This is a genomic window from Pseudomonas sp. BIGb0176, assembly GCF_024810175.1.
GTDB classification, from domain to species: domain Bacteria; phylum Pseudomonadota; class Gammaproteobacteria; order Pseudomonadales; family Pseudomonadaceae; genus Aquipseudomonas; species Aquipseudomonas protegens.
On the sequence record NZ_JANUEC010000001.1, the window covers coordinates 727812 to 747341 of the forward strand.

17 protein-coding genes are annotated in these 19530 nt (G+C 64.6%); 6 read left to right on the top strand and 11 right to left on the bottom strand.

Annotated features, from left to right (window positions below):
* Positions 1–13: 13 nt before the first annotated feature.
* Positions 14–1267: a methionine gamma-lyase gene (locus tag M2395_RS03010; protein WP_015635977.1), complete on the bottom strand. Its 1254-nt coding sequence runs from the start codon at positions 1265–1267 to the stop codon at positions 14–16.
* Positions 1268–1391: 124 nt separating this feature from the next.
* Between M2395_RS03010 and M2395_RS03015 the strand changes: the two genes are divergently transcribed.
* The gene (locus M2395_RS03015) at positions 1392–1862 is read left to right on the top strand and encodes an Lrp/AsnC family transcriptional regulator (RefSeq protein WP_011061793.1); all 471 of its coding nucleotides are present in this window, start codon (positions 1392–1394) and stop codon (positions 1860–1862) included.
* 76 nt (positions 1863–1938) lie between these two features.
* Here the strand turns inward: M2395_RS03015 and M2395_RS03020 are convergent, their stop codons facing one another.
* The 4 genes from M2395_RS03020 to M2395_RS03035 form a co-directional block, all read right to left on the bottom strand.
* Entirely contained in the window at positions 1939–2448 is a 510-nt protein-coding gene (locus M2395_RS03020) for a flavin reductase family protein (protein ID WP_011061792.1), read from the bottom strand.
* Positions 2449–2554: 106 nt separating this feature from the next.
* Positions 2555–3589, bottom strand: coding sequence for a methionine synthase (locus M2395_RS03025; RefSeq protein WP_026020140.1), 1035 nt, complete (start codon positions 3587–3589; stop codon positions 2555–2557).
* A 27-nt stretch (positions 3590–3616) separates the two neighbouring features.
* On the bottom strand, positions 3617–4600 hold the full coding sequence (locus M2395_RS03030; RefSeq protein ID WP_103290081.1) for a DUF1852 domain-containing protein: 984 nt from the start codon (positions 4598–4600) through the stop codon (positions 3617–3619).
* A 353-nt stretch (positions 4601–4953) separates the two neighbouring features.
* Entirely contained in the window at positions 4954–5868 is a 915-nt protein-coding gene (locus M2395_RS03035; protein ID WP_011061789.1) for a LysR family transcriptional regulator, read from the bottom strand.
* A 106-nt stretch (positions 5869–5974) separates the two neighbouring features.
* Between M2395_RS03035 and M2395_RS03040 the strand changes: the two genes are divergently transcribed.
* The 5 genes from M2395_RS03040 (at position 5975) to M2395_RS03060 (ending at position 11937) form a co-directional block, all read left to right on the top strand.
* Positions 5975–7714: an amidohydrolase gene (locus tag M2395_RS03040; protein ID WP_123430591.1), complete on the top strand. Its 1740-nt coding sequence runs from the start codon at positions 5975–5977 to the stop codon at positions 7712–7714.
* A 202-nt stretch (positions 7715–7916) separates the two neighbouring features.
* Positions 7917–8972, top strand: a complete 1056-nt coding sequence (locus M2395_RS03045; protein ID WP_011061787.1) for a sugar phosphate isomerase/epimerase — start codon at positions 7917–7919, stop codon at positions 8970–8972.
* A 22-nt stretch (positions 8973–8994) separates the two neighbouring features.
* A complete protein-coding gene (locus tag M2395_RS03050) occupies positions 8995–9882 on the top strand; it encodes an alpha/beta fold hydrolase (RefSeq protein ID WP_019094506.1) in 888 nt (295 codons plus the stop codon).
* Positions 9883–10026: 144 nt separating this feature from the next.
* Positions 10027–10626: a TetR/AcrR family transcriptional regulator gene (locus M2395_RS03055; RefSeq protein ID WP_011061785.1), complete on the top strand. Its 600-nt coding sequence runs from the start codon at positions 10027–10029 to the stop codon at positions 10624–10626.
* 132 nt (positions 10627–10758) lie between these two features.
* Positions 10759–11937, top strand: a complete 1179-nt coding sequence (locus tag M2395_RS03060) for a sugar transporter (protein ID WP_011061784.1) — start codon at positions 10759–10761, stop codon at positions 11935–11937.
* A gap of 188 nt (positions 11938–12125) precedes the next feature.
* Here the strand turns inward: M2395_RS03060 and M2395_RS03065 are convergent, their stop codons facing one another.
* Genes M2395_RS03065 through M2395_RS03090 form a run of 6 tightly spaced genes read right to left on the bottom strand, consistent with a single transcriptional unit; the run spans position 12126 to position 19475 of the window.
* Positions 12126–13340: an MFS transporter gene (locus tag M2395_RS03065; RefSeq protein ID WP_019094505.1), complete on the bottom strand. Its 1215-nt coding sequence runs from the start codon at positions 13338–13340 to the stop codon at positions 12126–12128.
* A 3-nt stretch (positions 13341–13343) separates the two neighbouring features.
* Complete coding sequence (locus M2395_RS03070) at positions 13344–14162, bottom strand: ABC transporter ATP-binding protein (protein ID WP_011061782.1); 819 nt, start codon at positions 14160–14162, stop codon at positions 13344–13346.
* Positions 14163–14170: 8 nt separating this feature from the next.
* Entirely contained in the window at positions 14171–15238 is a 1068-nt protein-coding gene (locus M2395_RS03075) for an iron ABC transporter permease (RefSeq protein WP_077934363.1), read from the bottom strand.
* Complete coding sequence (locus tag M2395_RS03080; protein WP_123430592.1) at positions 15235–16368, bottom strand: ABC transporter substrate-binding protein; 1134 nt, start codon at positions 16366–16368, stop codon at positions 15235–15237. The genes M2395_RS03075 and M2395_RS03080 overlap by 4 nt, the downstream gene beginning before the upstream one ends.
* Entirely contained in the window at positions 16355–17227 is an 873-nt protein-coding gene (locus M2395_RS03085) for a PepSY-associated TM helix domain-containing protein (protein ID WP_233447068.1), read from the bottom strand. The genes M2395_RS03080 and M2395_RS03085 overlap by 14 nt, the downstream gene beginning before the upstream one ends.
* 16 nt (positions 17228–17243) lie before the next feature.
* Complete coding sequence (locus M2395_RS03090) at positions 17244–19475, bottom strand: TonB-dependent siderophore receptor (protein WP_123430594.1); 2232 nt, start codon at positions 19473–19475, stop codon at positions 17244–17246.
* Positions 19476–19530: the final 55 nt, after the last annotated feature.

Below are 19530 nucleotides of genomic sequence, written 5' to 3' on the forward strand. Positions count from 1 at the left end.
GTGCTGATCCTGCTCAAGGCAGGGCCTTGCCGATCCGGCCCACGGCCTCCAGGGTGGGGCGCGCGGGTTCGGCGCTGGCGTCCAGGGCCTGGGCGATGTCGGCCAGCAGGTCGGCGATGTCTTCCAGCCCCACCGACAGCCGTACCAGGCCCTCGGCGATGCCGTGTTCGGCCCGTTCCTCCTGGGTGTAGGTGGAATGGGTCATGCTCGCCGGGTGCTGGGCCAGGGATTCGGCATCCCCCAGGCTGACCGCGCGGCTGAACAGCCCCAGGGCGTTCATGAAGCGTCGCCCGCTGGCCAGCCCGCCCTTGAGTTCGAAGGCGATCATGCCGCCGGGCAGCTTCATCTGTCTTGCGGCCAGGGCGTGTTGGGCAAAGGATGCCAGCCCCGGGTAGGCGACCCAGGCCACGGCGGGGTGGTCCTGGAGGAACTGGGCGACGGCCTGGGCGTTGGCGCAATGGCGATCCATGCGCAGGGCCAGGGTCTTGAGGCCGCGCATCAGGAGAAAAGCGTCCTGGGGCGAGAGCACCGCGCCGGTCAGGTCCTTCAGGCCCTGCAGGCGGATGCGTTCGGCCAGGGCCTGGCCGGTGACCACGATGCCGGCGGTGATGTCGCCATGGCCGCTGAGGTACTTGGTGGCCGAATGCAGCACCAGGTCGGCGCCCAGTTCCAGCGGGCGCTGCAGGTAAGGTGTGCAGTAGGTGTTGTCCACCGCCACGAGCAGGCCGGGATGCTGGCGGGCCACCTGGGCCACGGCGGCGATGTCCACCAGTTGCATGTTGGGGTTGGCCGGGGTTTCGAAATAGATCATCCGCGTGGCCGGGCCGATGGCCGCCCGTAGCTCGCCCAGGTCGGTCAGGTCGACATGGCGTACCTTGACGCCGAATTCGCCAAGGCCGTGGTGCAGCAGGGCAAAGGTGCAGCCGTACAAAGTCTGGCCGACGATGACCTCGTCGCCCGGGCGCAGCAGGGTCCACAAGGTCGCGGCAATCGCCCCCATGCCGGAGCCGAACGCCACGGCCGCTTCGCCGTTTTCCAGGGCGGCCATGCGCGCTTCCAGCAACGCCAGGGTCGGGTTGCCGATGCGGGTATAGAAGTAGCCGGGTTCTTCACCGGCAAAACAGCCCGCGCCGTATTCGGCGGTGGCGAAGGTGAAGGTGGAGGTCAGGTAGATCGGCGGGATCAGCGCGCCCTGATGCTCCTGGGGGTTGTAGCCGTGATGGATGGCACGGGTGGAAAAACCAAGGTCACTGTTTTTATTGTTCATGGTGAACGCTCCCGGATTTACTCTAATGCTATGCTCAAATCCGGCGCAATAATTTCCAATATCGGCCCTTTAAAACCGAATAATTGGAATAAATAACCATAAAAATAAGATAAAAAGGTAAGACATGCCCCTCGATCTGGACCGTATCGACAAAGCCCTGCTGATCGCCCTGCAAGACAACGCCCGGCTGACCAATGCCGAGCTGGCGGACAGCGTCGCCTTGACCACCTCGCCGTGCTGGCGCCGGGTAAAGATTCTCGAAGAGAGCGGGGTGATTACCGGTTACCAGGCGATCCTCTCGCCCAAGGCGCTGGGCTATGGGGTCACCGCCTTTGTCAGCGTGATGATGGAATCCCACTCCCAGGACACCGCCCGGGCCTTCGAGCAGCGGCTGCTGGAGATCCCGGAAATCATCGCCTGCCACAACGTCTCCGGGCGCTACGACTTTCTCCTCGAAGTGCTGGCCAAGGACCTGGAATCCTTCGGCGAATTCGCCCGTGAAGTGTTGCAGACCCTGCCGGCGGTGAAGGAGATCTATTCGAGCTTTTCCTTCAAGTCGGTCAAGCCGTTGCGGCAGATTCCGGTACAAGAGTGAGCGCCAGCGTCCCTGCGATTCACAAGCAACCTTGCTGTCTGAAACAGGCCCTCAGCGAAGGAGCGCCGGCCAGGGTTCACACCGCGCCCGGGGCCGCGAGGTTGCAATATTGCCCTTTGAAATACAGCAATGGCTGCGCAGCCGCCGCTTGCTGCAGGTTCAGCGCCTTGACTTCACCGATCACGATCAGGTGGTCACCGGCGACGTGTTCGGCATGAATTTCACAATCGAGCCAGTGCAGGCTGCCGGCAATGATCGGGTTGCCCAGCGGCGATTCCTGCCATTGAACTCCCTGCCACTTGTCCGTGCCTTTGCTTGCGAACTGGTTGGAAATCCTGACCTGCTCGCCTGAGAGGATATTGACCATGAAGCGGCCCGCCTGACGAATCTTGGGGTAGCTGGCCGAGCTGGACATGACGCTGAATGACACCAGCGGCGGGCTCATCGACACGCTATAGAACGACTGGCACGTGAAGCCGAGCGGCTCGCCATCAACCTGTGAGGTAATCACCGTGATGCCGGATGCGTAGTGCCCGAGCGCTTCGCGAAAGCGCATTGGCTCGATAGCCGTACTGGGAAGTGACATGGCGGGTCCTGAATATTGGGTACTGTCCGACAGCGCGCAGAGGGGTGAAGCGGCGGCTTTTCAATCCACTGCCTCACCCCTCTGGCACACCACTTGCGGCTTTAGCTCAGCGCAGGTTCGAGAGTTCTCTTCGGATGATTTCTGCGCCGGCACTCAAAGCCTTCAGCTTGCCCCTTGCCACGCCACGGGATAAGGGCGCCATGCCACAGTTGGTGCAGGGATAGAGCTTGTCGGCATCCACGAACTGCAATGCCTTGCGCAAGGTGTCGGCCACTTCCTCGGGTGTTTCAATGGTGTTGGAGGCCACATCAATGGCCCCGACCATCACCTTCTTGCCTCTGATGAGTTCAATGAGATCCATTGGGACATGAGAGTTGTGACATTCCAGCGAGACGATATCGATACTGGATTTCTGCAGCTTGGGGAACGCCTCTTCATATTGCCGCCACTCTGAGCCCAGGGTCTTTTTCCAGTCCGTATTGGCCTTGATGCCATAGCCATAGCAAATGTGCACCGCCGTTTCGCATTTAAGACCTTCAATGGCTCTTTCCAGGGTGGCCACACCCCAGTCATTCACTTCATCGAAGAAGACGTTAAAGGCGGGCTCATCAAACTGGATGATATCCACGCCGGCCGCCTCCAGCTCCCTGGCTTCCTGGTTGAGGATCTTGGCGAATTCCCAGGCCAGTTTTTCGCGGCTTTTGTAATGGCTGTCATAAAGCGTGTCGATCATCGTCATCGGGCCTGGCAGCGCCCACTTTATGGGTTGCTCGGTCTGCTGGCGCAGAAACTTGGCATCTTCCACGAAAACCGGCTTCTGGCGACTGACAGCCCCCACCACCGTGGGGACGCTCGCATCATAGCGATCACGAATCCTGACGGTTTCACGTTTTGCAAAATCAACGCCGCTGAGGTGTTCGATGAACGTCGTGACAAAGTGCTGACGTGTCTGCTCGCCATCACTGACGATATCAATGCCTGCTTGCTGTTGTTCTTGCAGTGACAAGCGCAAGGCGTCCTGCTTGCCTTCAACCAGTTCTTCCTCTTGCAACTTCCAGGGCGACCAGAGTGTTTCAGGTTGTGCAAGCCAGGAAGGTTTAGGCAAGCTGCCGGCAGTTGAAGTGGGTAACAACTTTTTCATCATGGGTGACCTTGTATTTTTGATGAGTCAAAGAGCGTAATTGGCGGACCACTGCTCAAGAATGGTCTGGTATGGCTTGATGAAGTTGTTCTCGACAAACTGCCCTTGCTCAATCGCCAGGCGGCTACGTTCTTCTCGGTCATAGACAATTCGAGTCAATGAATAGTCCTGGTGCTTCAGGCTCGGTTGATAGGATTTGCCTGCTGCAGAGTTGGCATTGTAGATCTCTGGCCGGTAAATCTTCTGGAAGGTGTCCATCGTGCTGATGGTGCTGATCAGTTCCAGGTTGGTGTAATCACTGAGCAAATCGCCGGCAAAGTAGAAAGCCAAAGGCGCAACGCTGTTGGACGGCATGAAGTAACGAACTTTCAACCCCATCTTGTTGAAGTATTCATCTGTTAGAGAATATTCGTCCTGCTGGTATTCAATGCCCAGTACAGGGTGCTGGTTTTCAGTCCGATGGTAGGTCTTGCTGCTCGAAACGCTCAGGCAGATCACCGGTGGCTTGTTGAAGTTTTCCTTGTAAGTGCTGGAGTTGATGAAGTGCTTGAATAGCTTTCCATGCAGCTCTCCGAAGTTTTCCGGAATGCTGAACTTTGGTCGCTCCCTGTTGTGCTCCGGCAACAGCACGCTGAAGTCGTAGTCCCGTACGTAAGAGGAAAAGTTGTTTCCTACAACGCCCTCAAAGCGTTCGTTGGTCTTTCGATCGAAAATATTGGTTTTCAATATTTCAATCAGGGGGATGGCATGGCCACTGCTTTGAGTGTCGATGTCCATTTCCACGGAGATGATTTCAAGCTCGACTGCATAACGATCGCCCTTGGGGTTATCCCAATGCGCCAAGGCATTGAAGCGGTTGTCAATCATCCTCAAGGTATTGCGCAAGTTCTCTTGGCGACTCTTGCCCCTGGCCAGGTTGGCAAAGTTGGTGGTGATGCGCGTATTCTCGGACGGGTGATAATCTTCGTCGAAGCAAATGCTCTTGATGGTGAATGTGAAATCGTTGTTCATTGTGATCTGGCATCCTGATTTCCGAGATAAGTCCTGAACTTGTTTGTTGGCTTTCAGTGCTTTCCAGTTTTGTTCCTGGCTGCTTTTGCTCGGTAGTCTTTATGTTGTCTATTATTGAGGCGCATCTTATGTCGAGCTATTAATTGAGTACTAATGAATTGATTTCACCAGGTCTTTAGTCACATTCATGATGAGATATTCACTCAATCGCAAAAGCCTATTTGCCCCAGTATTCATTGCCCGGCCAAACCACTGGTTGAGGGTGTGCCTGGGCTCTGGCGCAGTCCGACCCGTGGTGGCTGCGGCAGCACTCGACAGGGCCGCCAGTGCCAGATGGGCCGGGAGCTGGCCCATCAATGCAATTGCTGCTCGTCCAGGTAGCGGTTCAGGCATTCGATGAACGCCTGGTGCTTGCGGGTCTGGCGCCGGTGGGCGGGGTAGATCACATGGATCCTCGGGCCGAACTGCTCCGGGTCCAGCTGCGCCTCGGGCAGCAGTTGCACCAGCTCGCCGCGACGCAGGTAGGGCGCGGCGCTCCACTGCGGGCACAGTTGCAGGCCCAGCCCGGCCAGTAGGGCACCGAACAGGAAATCGTAATTGTCACTGGCCAGCCGCGGCACCGGCTGGGGCACACGCTGCTGCTCGCCATTCAAGGTGAAGCGCCAGAAATGCGGGTTCAGTGCCGGGTGACGGAAGATCAGCCAGTCATGCTCGGCAAAATGCGCCGGGGTCACCGGTAAGGGCTGGCGCTGCAGATAGCGCGGGCTGGCGCAGAGCAGGATGCGGTTGGCCGTCAGCGGGCGGGCGATCAGGTCCGGCAGCTCCACCGGCCCGTCGCGCACGGCCAGGTCATAGCCGCCACTTTGCAGGTCGACGAATTCGTCGGTGAGCTCCACGTCCAGGCGCATCTGCGGGTACTGCTCAAGAAAGCCGTAGCAGGCGCCATTGAGAAAGGCCGGGGCGAAGGAGGGCGGCGCCACCAGGCGCAGGGTGCCGCACATTTCCTGCTGCAGGCGCTCGATGTCTTCCCCGGCCTGTTGCAGTTGGCGCAATACCTGCCGGGCGCTGGCCAGGTAGATATGCCCGGCCTCGGTGAGGGCGATCCGGCGTGTGGAGCGCTCCAGCAAGCGGGTGCCGAGCTGGCTCTCCAGGTGGCTCACTGCCTTGGTCAGGGCCGAGGTGGTCTTGCCCAGGCACGCGGCGGCGCGGGTGAAGCTGCCCTGATCGACCGTGGTCACGAACATGGTGATGGCGCCCAGCTGGTCCATTGCAGTCTTGCCTCTTTGGAAAGGATGGGTTGCGCGAAGCAGTATTCTTAAGCACCGGTGACTTGGCTAGTCTCTGGCGCATTCTGAGCCAAGGGTGCGAACAACAATGAAAAAGACGCTGAATATCACGCTGGCCTCGGCCCTGGCCCTGGTCTCGCTGCACAGCCAGGCCGCGGTGGACCTGGTGCTGCACAACGCCAAGGTGTTCACCGCCGAGCAGGGCCAGCCCCTGCAACAGGCGGTGGCGGTGGAGCAGGGGCGTATCGTCATGGTCGGCAGCGATGCCCAGGTGCTGGCGCTGAAGGCCCCGGGCACCCAGGTCATCGACCTGCAGGGCAAGGTGCTGATGCCGGGGTTCATCGACAGCCACAGTCATGCCATCTTCGGGGGCCTGAAGCTCAAGGCCGCCGACCTGGAAACCCAGCAACTGCCCCTGGACGAGCTGGAGCAGCGCCTGCGCGGCTGGCGCGATGACGGCAAGGCGCGGCATGGCGAGATCCTCAGCGTCAGCGGTTTTCCCTCGACCTACTGGAGCCAGGTGGACGCCCTGGAACAGCGCTTCAACCAGGGCGAATGGGCCGATGTACCGATTCTGTTCGTTGGCTGGGACTACCACACCGGCTGGGCCAACCGCGCCATGCTCAAGCGCGGCGGCATAGACGCCGCGCGGGTCAAGGCGCTGCAGGGCGAGGCCCAGGCCACCATCGGCCATCACCCGGACAGCAGCCCCAACGGTTTTGTCGCCGATGCCGGGCTCTCGGCCCTGACCTCGCTGCTGCCGCCGCCGAGCTTCGAGCAGTTGCTCGACGCCGGGCGCGCCGCCCGCGACCTCAACCTGAGCCTGGGCATCACCGCGCTGATGGACCCGGCGGCCAACGCCACCCCGGGCGACGCGCTGTTCGCCATGCATCCCACGGCCCAGACCGTCGGTGTGCTGCCGGTGTACAAGGCGCTGGCGCAGAAGGGCGAGCTGACCCTGCGGGTCGCGGCCCTGATGGTGGCCAATCCCAAGAGCCGCCCGGCGGACCTGGAGGTGCTGGAGCAGGTGCGCCAGCAGTTCCTCGGGGTGCCGAACCTGAGCCTGCCGGGGATCAAGATCTTCGCCGACGGTGTCGCCGAGTTTCCGGCGCAGACCGCTTCCCTGCTGACCCCCTACAGGAACTCGAAGAAGGACGGCGAACTGCTGATCGACCCGGCGCATTTCGGCGAGCTGGTCAGCGCCGCCGATGCCCGTGGCTGGCTGGTGCATGTGCATGCCATTGGCGACCGCGCGGTGCGCGAATCCCTCTACGGCATCGAGCAGGCGCGGCGTGATCGCCAGAGTGGGGTGGTGCACTCCATCACCCACTTGCAGATGGTCAACCCCAAGGAGTTCGCCCGCTTCAAGCCACTGGACGTGATCGCCTCCATGCAGCTGTACTGGGCCGCCGCCGATGAGCTGAGCATCGATTTGCTCCAGCCCTACATCAGCGCCATGCAGTTCCAGTTCATGTACCCGGCCCGCTCGCTGCTGAAGAACGGCGCCACCATCGCCGGGGCCAGCGACTGGCCGGTAAGCACCCCGGAACCCTGGAAGGCCATCGCCCAGGCCATCAGCCGCAAGGGGCCCAAGGGCGTGTTGAACAAGGACGAAGGCATCGACCGGGAAACCATGTTCTACGCCTACACCCGCAACGCCGCGCGGGCCATTGGCCTGGAGCAGCAGATCGGCAGCCTGGCCCCGGGCAAGCAGGCCGACCTGATCGTTCTTGACCGCGATGTGTTCCAGGTGCCCCAGGAGCAACTGGCGCAAACCCAGGTGCTCAAGACCTACTTTGCCGGGCGTGAGGTGTATAGCCGGCCGTGATGCTGCATGGATACCGGCCGGGCCCGCGATATTCATCGCGGGCTTTTTTTTGCCTTGTCGACCACTGCGACGCCTTCGCTGGCAAGCCAGCGCCTACGGGCGAACGGCCTCACGGCCAAACACTTTTCTGCACGGCGATGATTGACGTGGCCAGAGCGTATCCCTATTCTTTGTCGACCGACAAAGAATAGGGAGCAGTTCGATGAAAACCCTCAAGGGGCCCAGCCTGCATCTGGCGCAATTCAGCGCCGAGACGGCGCCGTTCCACAATTTGCCGGCGATTGCCCAATGGGCCGCCGACCTGGGTTTCAAGGCGCTGCAGATCCCTGCCTGGGATGCGCGGTTGTTCGACGTCGCCACGGCGGCCGAGAGCCAGGACTACTGCGATGAACTCAAGGGCCAGCTGGCGCAGAAGGGCCTGCAGATCAGCGAGCTGACCAGCCATATCTTCGGCCAGCTGGTGGCGGTGCACCCGGCCTACGACGCGATGTGCGACAACTTCGCGCCGCCAGCGCTGCGGGGCAATCCGCAAGCCAGAACGGCCTGGGCCATGGAGCAGATGAAGCTGGCGGCCAAGGCTTCGCGCCGCCTGGGGCTGAGTGAGCTGGGGACCTTTTCCGGGTCCCTGGCCTGGCCCTATCTGTTTCCCTTTCCCCAGCGCCCCGAAGGCCTGATCGAGACAGCGTTCGACGAGCTGGCGCGGCGCTGGCGGCCGATCCTCGATGCCTGCGACGAGCAGGGGGTCAACCTGTGCTACGAGATCCACCCCAGCGAGGACCTGCACGACGGCACCAGCTTCGAACGCTTCCATGAATTGGTGGACCATCACCCGCGTTGCAACATCCTCTTCGACCCCAGCCACTTCGTGCTGCAACAGCTGGACTACCTGAGTTACCTGGACATCTACCACGAGCGCATCCGCATGTTTCATGTCAAGGATGCCGAGTTCAATCCCAGCGGCCGCCAGGGCATCTACGGCGGCTACAGCGCCTGGGTCGAGCGCGCCGGGCGCTTCCGCTCCCTGGGCGATGGCCAGGTGGACTTCAAGGGGATCTTTTCCAAGCTGGCGCAATACGACTACCCGGGCTGGGCGACCCTGGAATGGGAGTGCTGCCTCAAGGATCAGGAGGATGGCGCCCGGGAAGGTGTCGAGTTCATCAACCGGCACATGATCCAGGTCACCCAGCGCATCTTCGACGACTTCGCCGGCGCGCAGATCGACCGCCAACAGATCAACGCCATGCTCGGCATTGCCTGAAACCCTTCATCGAGAAAAAACCATGAATGCTTTGACTGACAACCTCCAGGCCGACAGCCTCGACCTGGTTCACCGTTACGTGCGCGTCGATGGCCAGCGCATCCACTGTGTCACCGCCGGCACGGGCCGGCCGGTGCTGCTGATTCCCGGCTGGCCGCAGACCTGGTACGCCTGGCGTCAGGTGATCCAGGCCCTGGCTGCCCAAGGCTTCCAGGCCATTGCCGTGGACCCGCCGGGCAGCGGCCAGTCCGACCGCCCTGAGCACGGCTACGACACCGGCCATGTGGCCGGGGTGCTGCACCAGGTGATGGGGCAGTTGGGTTTCGAGCGCTACAGCGTGGTCGGCCACGACGTCGGCATGTGGATCGCCTACGCCTTGGCCAGCGACCATCCGCAGGCGGTGGAGCGCCTGGCGCTGACCGAGGCGGTGATCCCCGGGCTGGCGGATGCACCACCGATTTTCGTCGCGCCGCAGCAGAACATCTTTCTCTGGCACTTCATGTTCAACCAGCTGCGGGATTTGCCGGAAGCCTTGATCGCCGGGCGCGAGCGGGCCTATCTGAATTACATCTTCGACCACTGGTCCCATCGCCGCGAGGCGGTGGCCGCCGAAGTCTACATCGAGGCCTACGCTGCCCCGGGCGGTTTGCGCGCAGGCTTCGCCTATTACCGGGCGATCCCCGAGACGGTGCGCCAGAATCAGCTGCGCGCGCAGCGGCCGCTGACCATGCCGGTGCTGGCCATTGGTGCCGAGCACGCCACCAACGATGCACCTCTGCTGACCCTGCAGGGCCATGCCAATGACCTGCGCGGGGCCATTGTCGAGGACTGCGGGCACTTCATCATGGAAGAGGCACCGGAGGAATTTCTCGCGCTGCTGCTGCCGTTTCTGCAGGAGGGCCGTGACTGAGGCAGGGCGCAGGCAAGGCCGCGGCCACGGAAATTGGCCGCGGCCGGCGCAAATCTAATATCATTTCGTCCCGGCGCCCTGCGCCAACCGGCTGTTCGGGCTCAACCGAACGCCTTCCCTGTCCCGACGAGATACCCGACCCCCATGGCTGGAAGACCCCGCGAATTCGACCGTCACCAGGCACTGCGCCAGGCGCTCGAACTGTTCTGGCGCCGTGGTTTCGAAACCACCTCCATGGCCGACCTGGTGGCGGCCCTGGGCATCGCCTCGGCGCGCATCTATGCCGCCTTCGGCTCCAAGGAGGCGTTGTTTCGCGAGGCCATCGAGCTGTACGAAAGCCAGGAAGGCGGTTTCGCCGACCTGGCCCTGCAAGAGCCCTGCGCCTACGTCGCCATCGAGCGCATGCTGCAAGAAGCGGTGGCACTCTACACCCGGGCCGACGGCCCCCGTGGCTGCATGGTGGTGGCCTCGGCGGTGAACTGCTCAAGCGACAACGACAGCGTGCGCGAATGGCTGGCCGAACATCGCCGGGCGCGTACCGCAAGCATTATCCAGCGCCTGGAAGCCGCGCAGCAGGCGGGTGAATTGCCCGGCCACAGCGATGCAACTTCCCTGGGCGATTATTACTCTACGGTGCTCCACGGGCTGTCGGTGCAAGCCCGCGACGGCGTCAGTGCGGCGCGCCTGCTGCAGGGCGTGGCGCTGGCCATGCAGGTCTTTGCGCGAACCGCCCAAGGGAATTGAAGCGGCGCTGCACCCTGGCTCCGCCTGGGAGCCTTTGCCCGCAATCCGGGAGCAGCGATGCTGGCCCGGGTTGTGCATTTTTTCAGCGGGTCCCGGACCCGTTCCATCATCGAAAGAGTATGACGCCCCCCCATGAGTGATTCCGCGGCGACACCCCAAGGCAACTGGCAGCCGGTCATCGCGCTGGCGCTGGCGGCCTTTGTCTTCAACACCACCGAGTTCGTGCCGGTGGGCCTGCTCAGCGCCATTGGCGCCAGCTTCGACCTGCCCACCGAGCGGGTCGGTCTGATGCTCACCATCTACGCCTGGATCGTGTCCCTGACCTCGCTGCCGGTGATGCTGCTGACCCGCAACATCGAACGGCGCAAGCTGCTCACGGTGCTGTTCGGGCTGTTTATCGTCAGCCATGTGTTCTCCAGCCTGGCCAGCAACTTCGGCCTGCTGATGCTCAGCCGCATCGGCGTGGCCCTGGCCCATGCACTGTTCTGGTCCATCACCGCGTCCCTGGCGGTGCGCCTGGCGCCGCCGGGCAAGCAGGTGCAGGCCCTCGGGCTGCTGGCCACCGGCACCTCACTGGCCATGGTCCTGGGCATTCCCCTGGGCCGCTTGCTGGGCGAGGCCCTGGGCTGGCGCACCACGTTCAGCGTGATCGCGGCCATGGCCGGCCTGCTGGTGCTGTGGCTGATCCGCACCTTGCCGCTGCTGCCGAGCCAGAACTCCGGTTCCCTGCGCAGCCTGCCGCTGCTGTTCAAGCGCCCGGCGCTGGTGGCGATCTATGTGCTTACCGCCCTGGTGGTGACGGCGCAGTTCACCGCCTACAGCTACATCGAGCCCTTCATCAAGGTGGCGGCGGGCCTGGGGGGCGAAGTGGTGACCCTGGTCCTGTTGGTGTTCGGCGGCGCCGGGATCATCGGCTCGCTGCTGTTCAGCTGGCTGCACCGCCACAGCCCCCAGGGGTTTCTACTGACCGCGGTGGCGCTGCTGGCGCTGTGCCTGAGCCTGCTGTTGCCGCTCAATGGCCACGTCTGGTCGCTGGTGGCCCTGAGTGTGTTCTGGGGCATGGCGATCATGGGCTTCGGCCTGGCCCTGCAATCCAAGGTACTGGTGCTGGCGCCGGACGCCACCGACGTGGCCATGGCGATGTTCTCCGGCATCTACAACATCGGCATTGGCGGCGGTGCACTGCTGGGCAGTTGGGTCGGCGGGCAGCTGGGCTTTGCCTATGTCGGCCTGGCGGGTGGCGCCCTGGCGACCCTGGCCTTGCTGTTGTACAGCTTGGCCCTGGGCCGCATGAGCCGCACCAGCGTGTAGCCGCTGCCGCAGGCTGCGAACGGTCTGGGCGGCACTCCGTCGCAGGGGCGCGGCGCTCTTGAGGCCGATAGAGGTTCGGCGGTCGATCGTCAAGCAAGGTCCTGCGGACCTTTTCGCAGCCTCGCCGCAGGCTCGGCAGCGGCTACAGGGCCGCAGGGTTTCGATAATGCGCGTCGTTCGCCCGAAGGTTACCGGCGTCGGGCTACGGGCCAGCAGGCCACCAGTACGAGCAGCAGCGCCGCCAGCAGGTAGGGCAGGCGTGGCTCCAGCCCGTAGATCAGGGTCCCGGCCAGGGGCCCGACCACTACCCCCAGGCCCTGGGCCGCGCCGATGGAGCCGGCCGTGGCGCCTTGTTCGGCGGCGTCCACCGAGTTGCTGGCCAGGGCGGCGAAGGAGGGGAAGATCCAGCCCATGCCGGCGGCCGAAACAAAGAACCCCAGCCACAGCACCCAGGCGTGGGCCGCGAGAATGCTGGTGACAAAGCCCAGCGCCGCCACCAGGGCGCCGATGCGGATCATCCGCAGCGGCGGCCATTCCAGTTTGCGCACCACCAGTTGCGAGGCGATCAGCGCCACCCCCACCAGGGTCAGGGAAATGCCGGCGGTCTGCGCCGCATCGGCCGGGCTCATGCCCAGGCGGTCGAGGGCGAAGAAGCCCACGGTGATCTGCGCCATGGCCACGCACAGCATCGAGACGAACGCCACCACCAGCGGCCGGCGCAGGCGCGGGTCGCCCAGGCTCACCGGCTTGGGCGGCTGCTTGAGGTGCAGTTCCTGGCGCGGCAGCCGTGCCTTGAGGAAGGCGAAGCCCAGCAGCGGCAGCACCGCCAGCGCATAGAACGGCAGGCTCAGGCTGTGGCGCGCCAGCAGCGCGGCAAGCGCCGGCCCCAGGACCAGCCCGCAGGCGTTGGCCGCCCCCAGGGACGCCATGGCCCGGGCGCGATGCTCGGGCTCGATGTTGTCGGCGATCAGCGCATAGCCGCCCACCGGAATTGCCGCATAGAACACCCCGATCAGGCCGCGGCCCAGCAGCAACCCGGCAAACGCCAGCAGCGCCGAAGGCAGGGCGTGCAGCGCCACGTCGATAAACAGGCTGAGGGCGAGAAAGGCCAGGGTGAAGCCGCCGGTGCCCAGCAGCAGGATGCGCCGCCGACCGAGGCGATCGCTGGCCCGGCCCCAGGGGCGGGCCAGGAGCATCCAGATCACCCCGGAGACGGTCACCGCCATCCCCGCCTGCCAGGTGGCCAGGCCGAGAATCCGCGCAATGGGGCCGATCAGCGAAACGAACGCCATCATCGCCATGGTGCAGGCCAGGTTGGCCACCAGCAGCGGGCGCAGGTCGAAGGCCGGGGCGGCCTGGGGCGTATCCAGGGTGTCGAGGGGCAGCTGTTGAGCGTTGGTCATGGTTTATCCCAGGGCTGAGTGAGAGGGCAGGCGGCCGTCGACCATCACCAGCGGTCGACCGCGTACCTGTTCCAGGCTGGCGTCGACGCCGTAGACGTCGCGCAGCAGTTGTGGGTTGATCACCTCCAGGGCCGGCCCGGCGGCGGCCAGGCGGCCATGGTGCAGCACCACCACCTGCTGGCTGAAACCCAGGGCCAGGTTGATGTCGTGGACCACCACCAGGGTGATCAACTGGCGCTCGCGGGTGGCCCGGGTGATGGCTTCCACTACCTGGCACTGGTGGTACAGGTCCAGGGCGCTGGTGGGTTCGTCCAGCAGCAGCACCCGGGGCTGGCGCACCAGGGCCTGGGCCAGGCCCACCAGTTGGCGCTGGCCACCGGAGAGGGCGTCGATCGGGCGGTCGGCCAGGGCGGTGAGGTCCAGGTCCTGCAGCACTTGTTCGACCCCGTGCAACACCGCCGCGCTGGGCCGGCCAGGGGCGAAACCGCCAGTGCGATGCCCGGCCATGGCAGCGCTGAGCACCGCTTCGAAGGCGCACAGGCGGGTACGTTCCGGCAGGCTCTGGGGCAGGTAGACGATGTGCTGCGCCCGTTCCACCTGGGGCAGGCGGTTGAGGTCGACGCCGTCCAGCAGTACCTGGCCCGAGGTCTTGTGCAACCCGGCGATGCCCCGCAGCAGGGTCGACTTGCCCGCCGCGTTGGGGCCGATCAGCGCGGTCACGCTGCCCCCGGCCAGGGGCGGCAGGGCCACGTCGCACAGCACCTGGCGGTTGCCGTAGTGCATGTTCAGGCCAGCAGTGCACAGGCCGGCGTTGGAGGACACAGGCGGCTTCACAGGACACCTCGACGGTTGCGCATGACGATGGCCATGAAGAAGGGAATGCCCACCAGGGCGGTGACGATACCCACCGGAATCAGCACCCCGGGGATCAGCGCCTTGCTGGCGATGGAGGCCATGGACAGGATCAGCCCGCCGCTGAGCACGCTGGCCGGCAGGAACAGCCGATGGTCTTCGCCCACCAGCAGGCGGGCGATGTGCGGGGCGATCAGGCCGATAAAGCCGATGGTGCCGACAAAGGACACCGCCAGGGCCGACAGCAGGCTGATGCGCAGCAGCGACAGCAGGCGCAGGCGGCCAACGTCGATGCCGAAGCTGCGGGCCCGTTCCTCGCCCAGGGTCAGGGCGGTCAGGGCCCAGCTCTGGCGCAGGGAGAAGGGCAGGCACAGCAACAGCGCCAGGGCCAGTACCGCGAGCTTTTCCCAGGAGGCCCGGGCCAGGCTGCCCAGGGTCCAGAACACCAGTTGCTGCAGGCTGTCCTGGGTGGCGACGAATTGCAGCAGCGCCACCAGGGCGTTGAAGGCGAACACCAGGGCGATGCCGAACAGCACCAGGCTTTCCACGCCGAAGCCACGCCAGCGTGCCAGCAGGTACAGCAAGGCCACTGAGGCCAGGGCGAAGAGGAAGGCGTTGGCCGAGATCAGGTACTGCGCCGGCACCCCGGGAAGGCCCAGGCCGAGGACGATGGCCAGGGCTGCACCGAACGCCGCGGCGGCGGATACACCGAGGGTGAAGGGGCTGGCCAGGGGGTTATCGAGCACGGTCTGCATCTCGGCGCCGGCCAGGGCCAGGGCGGCCCCCACCAGCACCGCCATCAGCGCGTAGGGCAGGCGCACGTTCCACACGATCACCGCTTCCACCCGGGGCATCGAGCCCGGGTTCCAGAGCACCTGCAGCAGGCGCGAGAGGCTCATCCCGGAAGGTCCGGTGGTGATGTCCAGGGCCAGGGACAGCAGCAGGGCCAGGGCCAGCCCGCCCAACAGCAGCACTCGGCGCCCGTGGCGTCGCTGGTAATGGCCGGCGGCAAGGTTGTCCGCCACGTCGGTGGCAGCCTGGGTCATGGTTTCAGGCTCGTGGCGAACACGCCGCTGGCGGGAATCGGCATGAAGCGCTGGTACAGCTCGCGGCGGGTCTGGTCCGGGTCCAGGTCCTTGAACAGCTCCGGGTGCAGCCACTTGGCCAGGGCCTGGACCGCGATCAGGTGTTCCGGCGAGTCATAGAAGATGTGCCACAAGCCGTGCACATTGCCTTCGCGCACCGCCCGCAGTTCATTCAGCGGCGGGCGGTTGGCGGCCTGGCGCAGGCTGTCCCGGGCCTGTTGCAAGGTGGCGGAATAACCCAGGGTCACGCCGCCCTGGCCGGCGGCAAAGACCCCGGTGGCCACGTAAACGTCCGGGTCGCTGGAGAGAATGTACTCCACGTTGAGCACACCAATGGGCCCGGGTATGCGCCCGTCGGCAATGTTGCGCCCGCCCGCCAGCTTGATCATCTCGCCGAAGTTGCCGGTGCCTGGCGAGCCGCAGCAGTCCTGCAGCCCGGCGAGCATGTCGATGAAGATCTTCGGCTGCTTGACGGTACCGGCCTTGGCCAGGGTCTGGGTGACCTTGGCCAGGGACTGTTGATAGAAGGCAATGAATTCCTCGGCCCGCTGCTCACGGCCCAGGGCCTGGCCCAGCAGGCGCATGCTGGGCACGGTGTTGCTCAGGGGATGGTCGCTGAAGTCGACGAAGATCACCGCCACCCCGGCGGCCTCCAGCTGTTTCACCGCCTCGCTGTCGGGGCTCGGCCCATGGCCGCCGCTCAGGGCCATGATCGCCAGGTCCGGGTGCACCGCCAGGGCCTTTTCGACGCTGAAGGTCTCGGCCGAGGTGCCGCCCACCAGCGGCACCTTGTCGGCCTGGGGGAAGACCTTGTGATAGGCCTCGTAGCCCTGCACGTCGAGGCCGCGAAAGTCCCCTTGCCAACCGGCGAGACGGGCGAACGGGTTCTGGCCTTCGAGCAGCGACAGGGAATAGATCATCCGGCCTTCACCCAGGAGGATGTGCTCGACCTTCTCCGGCACCTGGACCTGGCGTCCGGCCAGATCGGTGAGGGTCGCGGCGCTGGCCGTGGCAGCCCATAACAGGCCCAGGGGCAGCAGGGCGAGCAAGAGCCCGCGCTGGGCGCGGCGCAAGAAATCACGGTGTGTCATGGCTAGTTTCCTTGAACGATTGGACGGCCCGGCGGGCAGCGCGCTTGCGCCACCACAGCAGCAGGCCGGTGAGGTACAGAAGGGGTAACGAAATACCGCAGAGAAACGCCAGCCAGGCGCCGGGGGTGCCCAGCAGCAAGTGGCCATGGGCGGCGGAAAACAGCGGCTTGATCGCCATCGGCTGGGCGCCGGGCCAGGTGAAGAGGTCCGGGCGTGCCAGCCAGGCACCGCTGCCGGCAATCAGCAGCAGCGGCAGGCACAGCCAGGCCGCCGCCACGTTGTGCCATTCCCGCAGGCGCCGGTTGCCCCGGCTGCCGGGACGCAGGCTGGCGGCCTTCCACCAACTGCGCCGGCCCGGCCACCACAGGTACAGGCCACTGCCCAGGGAGCCCAGCAGCGCCAGGCCACAGAGCAGCACCAGGTTCGAACCCCAGGCTGGCGGCAGCAGCAGGCTGCGGTGCAGCGCCACCAGCTTGGCCAGCCACAGGTCCTCGAAGACGAAGAAGCCCCGGGGTTCGCCGCTATAAGGATCGATCATGGCGATGCCGGTGCCGGGACGCTCCTTGAGGGCCCCGAAGACGATCACATTGTCCGATTCGAGAAAGCCCTGGCGCGGTGGGGCTGCGCCGAAGACCTTGTGCAGTTGCGGGTAGGCGTCGGAGGCGGCCCTGATCCAGGCGTCCTGTTGCAGCAGCGTGCCATGCTCGCCAGGGGCCAGTTGCAGCATCTGCGCACCGACCTCCCAGCGCAGGATCGGCCCCTTGAGCTCCAGCAGCGAACCACTGAGGCCCAGCAGCGCGAGGAACAGCCCCAGGCACAGGGCCAGCCAGCGGTGCAGCCTGAGCCAGATATTACGCATGGACAGCATCGGCGGCTTACCAGCGATAGCGCAGGCTGGCGATGACACTGCGGTCATAACCGGCGCTGCAATTGGTCAGCGAGCAGCCTTCGTAATAGTGCTTGTCGGTGAGGTTGGTGGCATTCACCGCCAGGCGCAGGCCCTTGGCCGCCGGGATCAGCTTGTCGAAGTCGTAGTGCACCGCCGCGTCCAGCAAGGTGTAGGAGGGCACGCGCTGGGTGTTGGCGGCATCGGCCTCGGTGGAGCCGATGTAACGCACCCCGGCGCCAAAGCCCAGGCCGCTGAGGGGGCCTTCGGGCAAGGTGTAGTCGGCCCACAGCGAGGCCATTTTTTCCGGGGTGTCGGTGGGGCGTTTGCCCTTCTCCAGCGGGTTGTTGCTCTTGCTCACCTCGGCGTCGTTGTAGGTCAGCGCCGCCAGCAGGTCCAGGCCCCGGGCCAGGCTGGCCTTGCCTTCGAGCTCGATGCCGCGCACGTTGATCTCGCCGGTCTGGATCTTGTTCAGGCGTTCGGCCGGGTCGGTGGTCAGGACGTTTTCCTGGGTCAGGTCGAACAGCGACAGGGTGATGTAGCTGTCGATGCCCGGCGGCTGGTACTTGACCCCCACTTCCGATTGCTTGGCGCTGGTGGGCTTGTACGGCGTGCCGTAGAAGTTGGTGCCCAGCACCGGATCGAACGAGGTGGCGTAGCTGATGTAGGGCGCCAGGCCGTTGTCCGCCAGGTACACCAGCCCGGTGCGGTAGGTGAACTTTTCGTCGTCCTGCTTGCTGCCGCTGTCGTTCATGCGGTTATCGGTTCGGGCGCTGGAGCGGTCCTGGCGTCCGCCGACGGTGAGCACCCAATGCTCATCGAAGGTGAACTGCTGCTGGGCGTAGACCCCGACCTGATCGGCGCGCTGCACGGTGTTGGTGAAGGGGGTGCTGGGGTCGAACACGCCGCCGTGCACCGGGTTATAGATGTCGATGGGCGAAGCCGAGCCGCCGCGCAGGTAGTAATCCTCGCGGGTGCGCCGGTAGTCGATCCCCAAAAGCGACACCATCTGCGTGCTGCCCAGGTTCCAGCGGGCCTGGGCATTGTTGTCCAGGGAGTAGGTGTCGCCGACGATGCGAAAGCGATAGGCCGCGCGGTTCAGGGTGCGCAGGTCCGAGGCCAGGGACATGCCGCTGGCGGTGTTGGTCAGCAGGTTGACGTGGCCGTAGCGGGCGCTGGAATTGAGGCTCCAGACGTCATTCAGGCGGTGCTCCAGCAGGTAGCCCAGGGAGTACTGGGTGCGGTCGTTGTCCAGCCCCGGTTCATCGAGGAAGACGTTGTGCCTGACCTTGCCATTGGGGTTGCCAAGCAGGGTGCCCTGGGCCGGCAGGAACACCCGCGGCGCGCCGAACGTGTCCTGGGTGTAGTCGGCCAGGAGGGTCAGGCTGGTGTCGTCGTTGGGCTTCCAGGTGAAGGAGGGCGCGAAGTACTGTTTGTCGTCCTTGATGTGATCGAACTGGGTGCCGCTGTCGCGCTCCAGGCCCACCAGGCGATAGAGGAATTGCCCTTCATCATCCAGCGGCCCGCTGAAGTCGAACTGGCCCTGGGCCCGGTCGAAGCTGCCCCCCTGGATCTGCACTTCATGGAAGGGCTTGTCCAGCGGGCGCTTGCTGATCTGGTTGACCACGCCCCCCGGCGAGTTCTGCCCGAACAGCACCGAGGCCGGGCCCTTGAGCACATCGATGCGCTCCAGGCCATAGGCTTCGACCTTGGGCCAGGCCTGGGCGGTATTGCCCTTGAGGCCATCGCGGAGCATGCCGGTGGTGACGTCGAAACCGCGGATCGAGAGGGTGTCGAAGCGCTGGCTGGCGGCGGTGGTATTGGCCTGGACCCCGGCGGTGTAGCGCAGCGCCTCGTTCACCGATTGCACCTGCTGGGCATCCATCTGGTCGCGGGTGATCACGGAAATCGACTGGGGAATTTCGCTCAGGCTGGCATCGGTCTTGGTTCCGCTGAGGCTGCGCTTGGCCACGTAACCGGCCTGCGGCCCGGTGGCGGAGTCGGGCTGGGTGGCGCTGATCACGCTGGTGTCCAGGGTCAGGGCGTGGTCCTGGTCGGTATCGCCATCGGCGGCCAGCGCGGCGCCGGCCTGGGTCAGCGAGAGGCCCAGGGCCAGGCCGTGGATCAGGCACGCCAGCGGGTTGCGGCCCAGAGCCGGACGCGAGACCACACAATTGACGGGACAACCTGAGGTGTTTCGGTGCGCAACGCGGCTACCCATGCTTCACTCCGTGATGGGGATTAAATGAGAATGCAAACGTATCTCATTTGTGAGC